The sequence below is a fragment of the Bacillus sp. MRMR6 genome (genome assembly GCF_001940785.1).
Lineage (GTDB): Bacteria > Bacillota > Bacilli > Bacillales > Cytobacillaceae > Neobacillus.
The window spans coordinates 31,285-44,735 of record NZ_MSLS01000015.1 but is presented as its reverse complement, the minus strand read 5'-3'; the positions used below and the strand labels follow the sequence as shown (position 1 = coordinate 44,735).

The 13,451-nt window shown below is 39.6% G+C and carries 12 protein-coding genes; 3 read left to right on the top strand and 9 right to left on the bottom strand.

Translation table 11 applies throughout. The features are described from left to right. The first annotated feature begins 481 nt into the window (after nt 1-481). The gene (gene secA, locus BTR25_RS15105) at nt 482-2,995 is read left to right on the top strand and encodes a preprotein translocase subunit SecA (protein ID WP_075688945.1); all 2,514 of its coding nucleotides are present in this window, start codon (nt 482-484) and stop codon (nt 2,993-2,995) included. Between the two features lie 130 nt (nt 2,996-3,125). Here secA and BTR25_RS15100 read toward each other — a convergent pair whose 3' ends face one another. The 4 genes from BTR25_RS15100 to hpf all read right to left on the bottom strand — a co-directional run bounded on the left by BTR25_RS15100 (nt 3,126) and on the right by hpf (nt 6,202). Further along, nucleotides 3,126-4,193, bottom strand: coding sequence for a DUF5667 domain-containing protein (locus tag BTR25_RS15100; protein WP_075688883.1), 1,068 nt, complete (start codon nt 4,191-4,193; stop codon nt 3,126-3,128). A 174-nt stretch (nt 4,194-4,367) separates the two neighbouring features. Beyond that, a complete protein-coding gene (locus tag BTR25_RS15095; protein ID WP_075688882.1) occupies nt 4,368-5,213 on the bottom strand; it encodes a DUF1028 domain-containing protein in 846 nt (281 codons plus the stop codon). A gap of 225 nt (nt 5,214-5,438) precedes the next feature. Then, complete coding sequence (locus BTR25_RS15090) at nt 5,439-5,624, bottom strand: hypothetical protein (protein WP_075688881.1); 186 nt, start codon at nt 5,622-5,624, stop codon at nt 5,439-5,441. A gap of 29 nt (nt 5,625-5,653) precedes the next feature. After that, complete coding sequence (hpf, locus tag BTR25_RS15085) at nt 5,654-6,202, bottom strand: ribosome hibernation-promoting factor, HPF/YfiA family (RefSeq protein WP_075688880.1); 549 nt, start codon at nt 6,200-6,202, stop codon at nt 5,654-5,656. 256 nt (nt 6,203-6,458) lie between these two features. Here hpf and BTR25_RS15080 point away from each other — a divergent pair, with 256 nt between their 5' ends. After that, nucleotides 6,459-6,956, top strand: a complete 498-nt coding sequence (locus BTR25_RS15080) for a spore coat protein (RefSeq protein ID WP_075688879.1) — start codon at nt 6,459-6,461, stop codon at nt 6,954-6,956. Nucleotides 6,957-6,977: 21 nt separating this feature from the next. On the opposite strand, the gene BTR25_RS15075 is transcribed toward BTR25_RS15080, so the two are convergent. The 5 genes from BTR25_RS15075 to BTR25_RS15055 form a co-directional block, all read right to left on the bottom strand. Beyond that, entirely contained in the window at nt 6,978-7,700 is a 723-nt protein-coding gene (locus tag BTR25_RS15075) for a ComF family protein (protein ID WP_368482997.1), read from the bottom strand. Between the two features lie 3 nt (nt 7,701-7,703). After that, entirely contained in the window at nt 7,704-9,194 is a 1,491-nt protein-coding gene (locus tag BTR25_RS15070) for an ATP-dependent helicase ComFA (protein WP_075688877.1), read from the bottom strand. 459 nt (nt 9,195-9,653) lie between these two features. Next, the gene (locus tag BTR25_RS15065) at nt 9,654-10,496 is read right to left on the bottom strand and encodes a DegV family protein (protein ID WP_075688876.1); all 843 of its coding nucleotides are present in this window, start codon (nt 10,494-10,496) and stop codon (nt 9,654-9,656) included. Between the two features lie 126 nt (nt 10,497-10,622). Continuing rightward, nucleotides 10,623-11,303, bottom strand: a complete 681-nt coding sequence (locus BTR25_RS15060) for a response regulator (protein ID WP_075688875.1) — start codon at nt 11,301-11,303, stop codon at nt 10,623-10,625. A gap of 37 nt (nt 11,304-11,340) precedes the next feature. Further along, nucleotides 11,341-12,486: a sensor histidine kinase gene (locus BTR25_RS15055; RefSeq protein WP_075688874.1), complete on the bottom strand. Its 1,146-nt coding sequence runs from the start codon at nt 12,484-12,486 to the stop codon at nt 11,341-11,343. Nucleotides 12,487-12,792: 306 nt separating this feature from the next. On the opposite strand from BTR25_RS15055, the gene BTR25_RS15050 reads away from it, so the two are divergent. Continuing rightward, on the top strand, nt 12,793-13,434 hold the full coding sequence (locus BTR25_RS15050) for a YigZ family protein (RefSeq protein WP_075688873.1): 642 nt from the start codon (nt 12,793-12,795) through the stop codon (nt 13,432-13,434). Nucleotides 13,435-13,451 lie beyond the last annotated feature (17 nt).

Genomic DNA, 13,451 nt, shown 5'->3' with positions numbered 1-13,451 from the left:
CCCATATTTGTTTTTGTTCTCTCTCTATTTTTCTATTAACCTCTCTAATGGTAGTATCTAACATTGTAAGAGTATAATCCAATGTACAAATTGTGAATAATTTTTCAAAAACCAAAAGCACAACTTTTTTCCTAAAAACAACATTTAAACGTTGTTAATGCAAGGTTTTATTAACAACACAGATGTAGTAACAACTTGCATAGTCACTAATATTTATTCATACAACCGTATACTAATTAGCCTTATGAAGCCTATTTATGACAATTTCCTTTACTACATTGTATATGAATAATTGACATAGACAGTTTACACATTCATAAATGAAGTTTTCAATTTCGCCATATTTGGCTATAACAGTAACAATGTTGTCACTCCAAAGCGGAAGTGGTAAGATGAAAAGGGAAATTACCGAATGATTTTTAACAGATTTACTGTACTTAATAAAATAGGAAAATTCGTGAATAAAGGAGCGTTTCATCTTATGATGGGGATCTTAAATAAAGTGTTTGACTTAAATAAGCGCGAGCTTAAGAGGTTGGACAAACTGGCAAATAAAATAGATGCAATTGCCGCTGATACTGAAAAACTTACAGACGATCAACTTCGCGAAAAAACAGAAGAATTTAAGGCGCGTTATCAAAAAGGGGAATCTCTTGATGATTTGCTTGTTGAAGCATTTGCTGTTGTTCGTGAGGGAGCAAAGCGGGTTCTGGGCTTATATCCCTATCATGTTCAGTTAATGGGTGGTATTTCACTTCATGAAGGTAATATATCCGAGATGAAGACGGGGGAAGGTAAAACTCTTACTGCGACTATGCCTGTTTATTTGAATGCACTTTCTGGCAAAGGTGTTCACGTTGTTACCGTTAACGAATACTTAGTAAGCCGTGACGCGACAGAAATGGGACAGCTCTATCAATTTTTAGGCTTGACAGTTGGGCTTAACTTAAACAGCATGTCAAAGGAAGAGAAGCAGGAAGCCTACGCTTGCGATATTACTTATGGTACAAACAACGAATTTGGTTTCGATTATCTTCGTGACAATATGGTTCTCTATAAAGAGCAAAAGGTTCAGCGTCCGCTTTTTTATGCGGTCATTGATGAAGTTGACTCCATCTTAATTGATGAGGCACGTACGCCATTAATTATTTCTGGTTCTGCTGAGAAGTCGACAGTCCTATATATTCAAGCTAACGCGTTTGTAAGGACTTTAACAAAAGATAAAGATTTTACTTATGATGAAAAAACAAAAGGCGTTATGCTTACTGAGGAAGGTATCAGTAAAGCCGAAAAAGCCTTCGGAATTGAAAACCTATTTGATATTTCACATGTTACTTTAAACCATCATATTAACCAGGCGTTAAAAGCCAATGTAAGTATGCATTTAGATGTAGATTATGTGGTACAGGACGGCGAAATTGTCATTGTTGACCAGTTCACTGGACGGATGATGAAGGGCCGCCGCTATAGCGAAGGGCTGCATCAGGCAATTGAAGCCAAAGAAGGGCTGGAAGTGCAAAACGAAAGCATGACAATGGCGACGATTACCTTCCAAAACTACTTCCGGATGTATGAAAAGCTTGCTGGTATGACGGGTACTGCGAAAACGGAAGAGGAAGAATTCCGTAACATTTATAATATGAATGTTATCGTCATCCCAACGAATAGACCGATTACTCGTGATGACCGCCCGGATTTAATCTATGCGTCCATGGACGGTAAGTTTAAAGCAGTTGTTGAAGATATCGCAGAGCGTAATAAAAAGGGACAGCCAGTGCTAGTTGGTACGGTTGCCATTGAAACTTCTGAATTAATTTCTACCTATTTATTTAAAAAACGAATTCACCACAATATCTTGAATGCAAAAAACCATGAGCGCGAAGCGGAAATCATTGCTGAAGCAGGCCAGCAAGGATCCGTAACAATTGCAACGAATATGGCCGGACGTGGTACAGATATTAAGCTGGGTGAAGGTGTGAAAGAATTAGGCGGCCTTGCCGTAATCGGTACGGAGCGCCATGAAAGCCGACGAATTGATAATCAGCTGCGTGGTCGTTCTGGTCGTCAGGGTGACCCAGGGGTTACTCAGTTCTACTTATCAATGGAAGATGAACTAATGCGCCGTTTTGGCTCTGATAATATGAAGGCAATGATGGAGCGATTGGGAATGGATGATACTCAGCCAATCCAAAGTAAAATGGTTTCAAGAGCTGTAGAATCAGCGCAGAAACGTGTTGAAGGCAACAACTTTGATGCACGTAAACAGCTTCTACAATATGACGATGTACTTCGTCAACAGCGCGAAATCATTTATACTCAGCGTGACGAAGTAATGGAATCAGAAAACTTACGTGAAATTGTTGAAAAGATGATTGTTTCAACCCTTCAACGTATTGTTGATGCACATGCTTCTAAGCATGAGGATGAAGAAGCTTGGAATCTTCAGGCGATCATTGATTACGTCAATGCTAATCTGCTGCATGAAGGAGATGTCACTGTTGATTCTTTACGCGGGAAAGATCCTAGAGAAATAAACGAAACGATTTTTGCAAAGGTGAAAGAACGGTACGATGAGAAAGAACAACTGCTTTCACAGGAGCAAATGCGTGAATTTGAGAAGGTTGTTACGCTGCGTGCTGTTGATACAAAATGGATTGATCATATCGACGCGATGGACCAGCTTCGCCAAGGAATTCACCTCCGTGCTTATGGACAAATCGATCCACTTCGTGAATATCAGCATGAAGGGTTTGCAATGTTTGAAGCAATGATTCATTCAATCGAAGAAGAAGCATCTAAGTACATTATGAAGGCAGAAATCCGCAATAATCTGGAACGTCAAGAGGTTGCAAAAGGGCAGGCTGTTCATCCTAAAGATGATGGTGAACCTGTTAAAAAGAAGCCGAAGGTCAACCAAATCAATGTTGGACGTAACGATCCATGTATTTGTGGTAGCGGTAAGAAATATAAAAACTGCTGTGGAGCAGCGAAATAATAAAAGTGTTGGAGGGTCGGCTGCTGCCGACCCTCTTCTGTATGTTACTTTCTTTGAAAGGTTCATTTGTATTACGCCAGTAGTAAGATAGAAAAAGGTGTCCCGAATTTCGGTACACCTAATTTTTTAGCTATTTACCATTACCTTCGCCTTTGTTTCCTTGACCCTTATTACCTTGAGATTGGTTCCCTTTGCCATTGTTACCTGCATTATTTTTCTTTTCTTCTACTTTAGCAGTTCCAGCGTTTTTCTTTTCGCCTGCATTCTCAAGAGCTTCTGCTTTCTTTTCTTGTCCCTTATTTACTTTTTCAGTCTGCTCTGCATTTGCTTCTGTAGATTCTTCAACAACGAATTCTTCAACAACTGGCACTTCGCTCTTTTGCTTTTTATACTTTTCCTTTTTGACTGCAGCTTCTTCCCCTACAGTAACTTCATCAGATACCTTACCCTCTAATTCTGCCATTTTTTCTGCAAACTTAGCATCTTTTTCTTGTAATCTAACAGCCTTCTTTTCTAGTTTTACAAAGGTTTTTTGAATGTTTTTCATGATTGCTTGTTGTGCTCTTGGATTTTCAACCTTTGCAAGCACCACCAATAATGCATCAATATTATGAGCTAGCTTGCTCTCAACTTCTGCTGCTTCTGTTTCTTCACCTTCAACAGCTTCTTTTGTATCAGCCTCTGCTACTTCAGGTAATGATTCATTTGCTTGCTCTTGAGTCTCTATCGCTTTTTGTAAAAGCGCTTCTGCCTCTTCTGTTTGACCTTCGGCAATTAAAGCATTCGCCTCAGCAATACGTTCAGCCGTAAATTCTGCTAAAAGCTCTGCTTCTTTATAATCATTAAACGTAAAAGCAAGACGGATTTTTTCTGTCATGGTCTTAACAAAGTAGAAGAAATCACCAGGAACAAGAGAAGGTGCCTTTACTTCTTCTTCCGCTGTAACTTCTGCATTACCTAAGACAGCATCCTCTTCTTTTACCTCTTCCTCAGTTGCTTCTCCATCTTGTAAATCAATGATTCCCTCAGTAGCTTGTCCTTCATCTTCAATTGTCTCTGTTACTAAATCCACCTGTACCGTTTCCTCAATTGATTCCGTACTTTCATTTGCAAATACTGAACCAACCCCTACAGAAAAAACAAGTGTTGAAGCGAGCATACCGCTCGTTAATAAAGATGTCATTTTTTTGTTTTTCATGTCACTATTTGCCTCCTAATCTTTTTCTATTAAAAACTACGTCATCCTGTCATCACTTATGTGGGTATTTATCAAAAAATATTTTACAGATAACTGGAAACCCAACAATTCCTCTCTTCCACTTTCTATTTCAAAATAAAATGCCCTCCAAAATCCAATGGAGGGCGTGTGTATTTACCTATTCTTCTTCATAAAGTCAAGAATTTCTAAGTCGATTAGTCCTGCTTTTTGTTCACGCATTTCAAAGTTTTCTGTATGAATAAATGACTTAAGGGCTTTATTAATCTCCTCGTCGCCCGCTACAATGCTTCCTAAGTAATTCCATTTAACAAGCTGCTCTTTGAGCTCTTGTTTAATATCCCCTTCTACCTGCACGACTCTTTCGGGCTTTGAAGGAGCAAAATACAGTTGTTGGAGCTGGTAAATTCGAATTAATTCCTTTATTGGCTCTGGATGTTCATCCACTCTCAGGTCGATAAAGCGGTCATTAAAGCCCCCATAACCACCCTTCTCCTTTACAATATAAAGCGCTGCAGACTGTTGCCCTCTGCTGTCTCCTCCCGCTTCCTGGCCGGCATCAAGAGCCGCAAGAAGCTTATCTGCAAGGGAACCTTTTGTATCTGTGTACGCACGAGCCATCTCAGAAACCGTTTGTTCATCTACTAAGATATTTCCTTGTGCTGCAAAATGAGTGCCTGTCAACCCGCCGGCCCAATCATAGCATTCTTTCCCAGTAAAGGTAGCTGCATTCCCACTTGCATCAATGAGACCGACCTGGCGCATTTCTCTGTCTGGATCATCCTCAATGAGCAGTTCTAGTGTTTCCTGAGCTGTTTTGCCTTGCTCCATTAATTCAAGTGCTTTCGGACCATAGGCTGTATTTGCATATGATTGTGTTGCGACCGCTCCTGCACCGGCGCGTGCCCACGGAACAACTGCGCCTACTCCCAAAAACTTCGACTGTGTTGCGATCCCCCATTCTTTTTCAATTGGATCGTAACCAACAATAGAAAATGTCATATTTATAGCCTCCTTATATACCTTAATGTTACCAAGCGGCAATGGAACAATCTGTTCGAGATTCAGTTCCTCCCATTAAAACACCCTGTTTCTGGATCATGCAGTGATTTGTATTTAACACCTCTTTCTATTATTCATATTATATAGAATATTTGAAAATTAGTATATTGAAATAGCAGGCGGCTTTTATAACGAGCTAACAAAAAAACGCCTTCCAATGGCGTTTTAAATCCAACCTGTTTGCATGACACCATTTTTGTCTAAGAAGTACCACTTGTTCGAGTCAAGGATCCAGCCTGTTTGTCTAACTCCTCCTTTGTAAAAATACCATTTCCCATTTTCTAACTTTAAGATGGGATACTTAATTTGATATTTGTTTGTACCATAAAAAGTAATAAAAAACGCAGCCACATATTAGGGGCTGCGTTTTAAAAAAATGATTATTGAGCTTCAATCAAGCCGTAGCGGCCATCTTTCCGCTTGTATACAACATTTGTACGATTAGATTCAGCATTTGTAAATACATAGAAGCTGTGGCCAAGCAGGTTCATTTGCAGAATCGCTTCTTCGCTATCCATTGGTTTAAGGTCGAAGCGCTTTGTACGGACTAGTTCAAGATCATCTTCATCTACATCAACAATTTCTGGTGTTTCGGAAGTTGCAAATGTATTTGGTAAATCACCTTTTTCACGGAATTTCCGGTTTACTTTTGTTTTATGCTTGCGAATTTGACGCTCAAGCTTATCTGTAATTAAGTCAATTCCTGCATACATATCAGTATTTGTTTCTTCAGCTCGAAGTACGAGGTGAGGCATTGGGATCGTTACCTCTACCTTTGATGTTTTATCTTGATTGAATCTTAAATTCACATTTACCTTTGCCTTTGGTGCTTCTGTAAAATAGCGTTCCAATTTAGAAATTTTCTTCTCAACGTATTCTCTAATTGCTGGAGTTACCTCAATGTTTTCACCACGAACGTTATAATTCATTAGTGGACTCCTCCTTTATATTCCTATGTAGATACATTTCTATTTTACCCTATGAATATCCTGCTAAATCACGATAATAATTTTGTCGATTTATCGACAAAAACATAGGGAAAATAGTATTAAGCAGGTAATATTGAAATCGCCTTCATGATGAAGACTCCTTCAATTACAGTCTATTACTAATAGGGACAAAATACCACTTAAAAGCGTTTTGAATAGACTTACAGGGATGAAATTTTGAATTGGAGGACACAAAATGGAAATTCAAGATAGAAAAACACTTGCCTGGCACGAAACTCTAGAATTGCATGAGTTGGTTGCCTTTCAATCAAACAGTTTAATGAAACTTAAAATGGCTTTTAAAAATTTACCAGACCAGGAACTCAAGGAAATCTACCGAAAAACAATTAACGATTTAGAAGGAAATCTTCGGGAGTTACTTAAATTTTATCCATCTGCTCCAGGTTATCAAGCACGAGACTACGATGAAGTTCGTGAAGATATCGGCTTTTATGCCGGTGATTTGTTATCACTAATGAAAACAATGATCCGTAATCTTGGTATTGCCATTACAGAGACTTCCACTCCAGCCTTAAGAGCAGTGTTAGTTAAGCAGCAAACTGGTGCGATCAAAGGCCAGGAACGAATCTATAACTACATGTACAAAAAAGGGTTATATCCATCTTATGACCTAGGTCAATTATTAGGCAATGATATTGCAATGGCACAAAAAGCATTAAACATGAAATTCTAACAATAATGCTTTTGATTACTATTATCGTGCTATCGTAATGGATTCCACACTCGCAGCCCCGGCTTCTTTCAAGAGCTTGGCCGCATGCCTCAATGTTGATCCTGTTGTATAGACATCATCGTACAACAGGATTTTTGCTCCTTTAAGATTATGGATTATTTCAAGCTGAAATACCTGTGGTAAATGTATCCTTTCTGTTCGGGACTTTTTCGACTGTTTTTCTGAATGGAGCCGCGATAACAAATAATCCTTCTTGAAGACCTCAGATATTAATGCCTCAGCCTGATTAAACCCCCTCTCATAAAGGCGAACATCACTTAAGGGGATCGGAACATGACTAGTTGGATTTATTTTAGCAGCTAGTTGTTTAATTTGTTCTGCAAACACTTTGATCAGTACATAGTCACCTCGAAATTTAAACCTTGCCATGGTCTCTTTAAGAAAATCATTGTAAAGATAGAGGGAGTGATTCTTATCCAAGTACCCCTGCCACTCATTGTCCTCTTCCCACCGAACACAATCATGACACAAATCATCCCGGCGGTACTTATCATCTAAATACTGAAATGACCGGCAGCAGATTCGGCATTTTTCTCCTTCTAGCCTGACAAGCTTTTGGTCACACACTAAACATAAATGCTGTTCTCTTTCCTCAGAAAATAGCGATTTCCAGCCAATCAAAGGACGAAGGGGTTCATGACAGACCAAACAATATGCTTGATTAAATAGGGACAACCCTTTCACCACCTAGCCATCAATTAATCCTTTCAATCTACCTTCTCGATTCATGTATTCGATTTGATTTTTTGCTTTTACCATTTCTTTTGTTTTTCCATAATGAAAAAACGTCACAGCTCCATTTGGAAATTTACGGCTGCGTCCTGCTCTGCCAGCAATCTGTACAAGGGCACTTTCTGTAAAAACGTCATCCTCGGCCCCGATTACAGCTACATCAATATTTGGAAAGGTTACACCACGTTCCAAAATGGTCGTTGTTAGCAGTAATGGAATTTGCTCATCTCGCATTTTTTGAACTTTTTCTTTTCGCCATGGATCTTCCGCATGTACCGCTTCGATTTTTGGGGAAAGCCGGCGAAGAATAGCTAATGCTTTATCCATTTGCACTATATGTGGGAAAAACAGCAAGGCCTGCTTACCATTTCTGAGACGGATGCTTGCCCATTGGAGGACGTTTGAAGGAAGGTTATTTTTTTTTAACAGCTTCTGCCAATTACCACACCAAACATACTCAGGTACTGGAAGCGGAAAGCGATGGAATCTTGCAGGGATAGTCACGTAAGCTCTTTTACCAGACAAGCATTCATTCTGCCATTTTTCATTAGGAGTTGCGGTTAGATAAATCATTGAGGATTTTGGCTTTCGTGCTTGACTAACTGCGTACTGTAGCGATTCTTCTACAGTGTAGGGAAATGCATCCACTTCGTCTAAGATCATCGTATCGAAAGCTTGATAGAAACGGAGGAGCTGGTGAGTGGTTGCAATCGTTATTGGTGCATAGCGGTGACGGTCTTCACTGCCGCCGTAAAGTGAGGCAACCGGGGTGTGGGGGAATGCTGCCTTTATTCTTGGGGTTAGTTCTAGTACAACATCCGTACGTGGTGTAGCAATACAAACCCTTTTCAGGGCAGCAAGTGCTGCTGCGATTCCGGCAAAAAGCACCTCTGTTTTTCCTGCTCCGCACACGGCCCATACTAACAATTCTTGATGACTCTGGATGGCTTCTTTCAATCGATTTGAAGCTTCTTGTTGCCCTGCAGATAATGTACCCTGCCATTCTAGAGTTTTTTCTGGTATAGTCCAATCAGGTACTGGTCCCTTCCAGCCAATTAACGGTGTACATTCACTCAATCTCCCCATCATTAAACATTTACGACAATAATGGCAGGTTTCATCACACCTTGAACAAGGGAACCTTCCAAACCAGTGTTGTTCTTGATTCCCACAGCGAACACAAATAGGTTTGTGGTTTGTAAGGTAATCAATTCCTTTTCGGTAGGTAATATAACCATTCTCATAATGGGATTGTATTTCTGGCAGTGTGTAAGGAAGATCATCCATTAATAATTGTTTACCAGTAAGCAGATGTTGAAGGTTTACATTCATGGGGTATTTTAGATTAAGCGTGAACTGTGGGATTTTGGAGAACTGTGAGATAGGCCTAGAGTTAGTTTTACACAGACTGGGGATTAACTTATCATTTATCCTTTCGAAGCGCACAAAGCACCTCCTTTTTAGTGTATCCACATGAGTATTTCAACAATATATGATAAAATTCCTTTAAATAAAACTTTATTCTTGTTAATTCTTCAATAATGACTTGTTGGCTCACTAGAAAAGTGGACGACTTGTATAGTCCGTTATGATGTATGTCATTGACCCATTATTTTATTATAGAGATACAACCTTATATCGCCCCCAGTATCTTGCTACGGAACGCTATCAAATGGCAGGTCTTTTAAAGAATATGAAATATGATACCTTGTTTACCCCACCTCAATGGGCCGTAATTTTAAAGAGATGAGAAATTAGGAACAAAAACCTTTAATGGTGCCCTGCCAGCTTCTACCGCACGAGAACAGAGAATGGTGGCAGAGGCAGCCTTCAACTAGCCATGTAACAAGATTATTCTCTTGGACAGTGCCAAACCTGCCCCATAACTCAGTTCGCATGGGGCTTTTAACTTTTTTTCATCCAGCCCATTCCCATTGCACCTTCACCAAGGTGAGATCCGATTACCGCCCCGAAATAGCTGAGGGAGAATTCGACATTTGGATATAAGGGCTCAAGTTCCTTCATCCATTCTGAGGCTTCTTGTTCACGATTTGCATGGATGACAACAGCTTGAAATCTCTCTCCACTTGATACATTCTCACCCAATAAGTCTGCAATTCGCTTTAATGCCTTTTTCTTTGTACGAATTTTTTCAAAAGGAACAATAACCTTGTCTTCGAAATGGAGCAGTGGCTTTACTTGGAGCAAACTGCCGATAAAGGCTTGAGCACTTGAAAGACGTCCTCCCCGCTGCAGGTGTGATAAGTCATCGACCATAAAGTAGGCCCTAGCTGATATTTTTAACTTATCAAGTCGTGACATGATGGTGTCTGCATCTTCGCCCTTCAAAGCCATTTTGGCCGCTTCTAGTGCATAGAATCCTTGCGGCATGCAACTGACCTCGGAATCAAAAGGATAAACCTTAATTCCGTCAACCATTGTACTGGCTGTCACCGCGCCTGAGTAGGTTCCACTAATGCCGCTAGAAAGGTGGACGCAAATAACTGATTCATATTCCCTAGCTAGTTGTTCAAATAGCTCGACAAACAGGCCCACGGGCGGCATGGAGGTGGTGGGCAGGTCTCTTTCCTTAACCTCTTGATAAAACTTGCTTGCAGTAATATCGATTTCTTCCCTGTAAACCTCCGTTCCAAAGATTACATTTAATGGGACCATATGAATATTAAACTTTTCTAGTATATCTTTAGAGATGTATGCTGTGCTATCGGTTACAACTGCCGTTTTCATTATTGAAAGACCATCCTTTTTTATATGTACATTTTTGTCTGTTATTTATTTTATAGGAAAACAATTGAATTTGCATTATTTTATGGTCCATAAAAAGAGCACACTCAAAGGTGAGTGTGCCCGATATTACCGTACTTCAACCCAACCATTCTTTATCGCAACGACAACTGCCTGGGTACGATCGTTTACATTCATTTTTTGAAGTATGTTACTTACATGGTTTTTAACTGTCTTTTCGCTTATGAACAGGGCTTCCCCAATACCACGATTACTTTTTCCATCAGCAAGCATTTGTAGTACTTCGCATTCACGGCGTGTAAGAAGATGAAGCGGACGCCTGAGTTCTACAGATTGGACATAACCGGTGCCTGATTGCCCTGCAGCTAGTTTACGATACTCATTCACAAGATTATGAGTCACCTTAGGATGTAAGTAACATCCACCATCTGCCACAACTTTGACAGCATCGATTAGCGCGTCTGCATCCATTTCTTTTAATAGATACCCGCTTGCTCCCGTTTGAAGAGCATGGGTCACGTAGTTTTCATCATCATGAATGGATAAAATAATTATCTTGGTATCTGAATGTTTTTCTATTAATTCACGGGTTGCTTCAATTCCATTTACGTGAGGCATATTAATATCCATAATAATAACATCAGGATTGTAGGCATTCACGATTGAAAGTGCATCGCCTCCATCATCACCCTCTGCAACGACTTGAAAGGTTTTTTCAAACTCCAGGATTCTTTTTACCCCTTCTCTGAATAGCTGATGATCATCGATAATTGCTATTTTTGTTGTCATTTTTTTCGCCCCTTGTCCTTCTTGTTTTGTTTGTATTTTACGACGGTAGTGGAACTCGAATCGTTACGCTAGTTCCTTTGCCGATTTTTGATTCAATTGTAATTTCTCCGTGAAGAAGATCGGCCCTCTCCCTCATCCCTATGATTCCAAAGGACTCCGGTTTCGTGTTTATCGCGTTAAATCCAGCACCGTTATCAGTTATGCTGACGAAAATAGCCGATTTTAGCATCTCTAACTTAACCTTTATGGAGCATGCATTTGCATGCTTTAACGCATTCTGAACCGATTCCTGAATAATCCTAAACAAGCCTACCTCATATTTTGTTGGCAAGCGCTCTTCTGTCCCAACACTCGTAAATTCAATTTTAGAATGGTTATGATATTCTTCGATTGTACGTAAATATTTTCTGAGGGTAGGGACTAAACCTAAATCATCCAGGGCCATTGGTCTTAAATCATAAATGATCCTTCTGACCTCGTATAGAGCGGCACGAACCATTTTCTTATAGCTATTTATCTCCGAAAAGGCTTCTTCGGGTCCTCGCTCTCTGTACACTCGTTCAATTAAATCTGATCGCATAATGACATTAGCCAGCATTTGAGCCGGACCATCGTGAATTTCCCGCGACAGCCTTTTACGTTCTTCTTCCTGGGCTTCAATAATTTTCAGTCCGAGGTCCTGTTTCGCCTTTGCATTCTCATACTCTTCTCCCATTTGCTTTAAATCGCTTAATAAATAATTCATGACAACGGAGATTTGCGAAATGAGTTGATCTGCTTGGTTAATGGTTTCATCTAAGCCCAATAACCTGCGCTCTAAGTCATCTCGTTTATCTAATAATTGCTTCTTATATTGCCAGTTAATCGAAAGATCCATTTGCAGCTGGTGTGCCTTTTCATATGCTTCACGGACCTCTGCTTCTGAGTAAGCCTTAAAATTCACACTTAGCTCTGATAAGGTTAATCTTGCATCATGCACTTGTTTTTCTAAACGTTCTTCTTCATTGATCAGTTTAATCATTAGCTGCTTAATATTGTTTAATTCATCCCTCATATTTGCATAGTCTTGACGACTTTTCTCGCCAATTCTGAAGATATCACTTTTACTGCTTATAACCGTTTCAAGCATGACTTCGCGAATTTCATCTATTGATTTAATATTAATCTTCTGAATCTTTGCCATAGTATCCTCCAAGGGAAGTTTCACCATATATAGTTTACCGTGAACTGCCGCTTTTTACCATAAAGAAACACTTATATGGAAATTTTCCCAACCTTTAAAGGTAGTAGTATAATTGAGGCTAAGGAGATTAAAGAGCTATTTAATAATACGGCTAGCAACTCATATATATACGATTTATTATAACACGGTATAATTACTACCATATTAAAGTTATATTACACCAATATTATTTTAACAGCTAAAAAGCTTACGCGCCTAGACTATTTAGCTTATCTGAAGAAATTAGATTTAGAGAGGAAATTATTTATGTTAAAACAATACTTTACTGTCAAAGCATTTGGGGAACACGAAATTTCAATTCAAAGATCTCGCTTTATATCTTATATTGCAAGAGCTGAAACGGAAGCAGAGGCGCAGGAATTCATCCAAACCATTAAAAAGAAGCACTGGGATGCTACGCATAACTGTTCTGCTTATCTTATCGGTGAGAATGATCATATACAAAAAGCCAATGACGACGGCGAGCCGAGTGGCACAGCTGGAGTTCCTATCCTCGAGGTCTTAAAAAAACGGAAGCTAAAAGATACTGTCGTCGTCGTGACTCGATATTTCGGAGGAATTAAACTAGGTGCCGGCGGACTCATTCGAGCTTACGGCAAGTCAACCTCTGAAGGCTTGGATGCTGTCGGAATTGTTGAAAGAAGGCTAGTCCAGACGATTCATGTCAAAATTGATTATACGTGGCTTGGAAAAATCGAGAAAGAGTTGAGGGCTTCTAACTTTATAATTAAAGAAATTCACTATCTCGATATTGTTGAAATAGAGTCGTTTGTCGATAAGGACCATGTTGATAACTTTATTGATTGGATGGTGGAACTGACAAATGGTCAGTCAGTAATTGAGGAAGGCGACAACCTTTATCTCGAAGAGGACTTTATTCGAATTTAAAAGCGGCTACCCCAAAT

Excerpts from the sequence above, each read along its gene's own strand:
- secA (WP_075688945.1), top strand. The coding sequence starts at position 482 with ATGATGGGGATCTTAAATAAAGTGTTTGACTTAAATAAGCGCGAGCTT.
- BTR25_RS15100 (WP_075688883.1), bottom strand. The coding sequence starts at position 4,193 with ATGAAAAACAAAAAAATGACATCTTTATTAACGAGCGGTATGCTCGCT.
- BTR25_RS15095 (WP_075688882.1), bottom strand. The coding sequence starts at position 5,213 with ATGACATTTTCTATTGTTGGTTACGATCCAATTGAAAAAGAATGGGGG.
- hpf (WP_075688880.1), bottom strand. The coding sequence starts at position 6,202 with ATGAATTATAACGTTCGTGGTGAAAACATTGAGGTAACTCCAGCAATT.
- BTR25_RS15080 (WP_075688879.1), top strand. The coding sequence starts at position 6,459 with ATGGAAATTCAAGATAGAAAAACACTTGCCTGGCACGAAACTCTAGAA.
- BTR25_RS15065 (WP_075688876.1), bottom strand. The coding sequence starts at position 10,496 with ATGAAAACGGCAGTTGTAACCGATAGCACAGCATACATCTCTAAAGAT.
- BTR25_RS15060 (WP_075688875.1), bottom strand. The coding sequence starts at position 11,303 with ATGACAACAAAAATAGCAATTATCGATGATCATCAGCTATTCAGAGAA.
- BTR25_RS15055 (WP_075688874.1), bottom strand. The coding sequence starts at position 12,486 with ATGGCAAAGATTCAGAAGATTAATATTAAATCAATAGATGAAATTCGC.
- BTR25_RS15050 (WP_075688873.1), top strand. The coding sequence starts at position 12,793 with ATGTTAAAACAATACTTTACTGTCAAAGCATTTGGGGAACACGAAATT.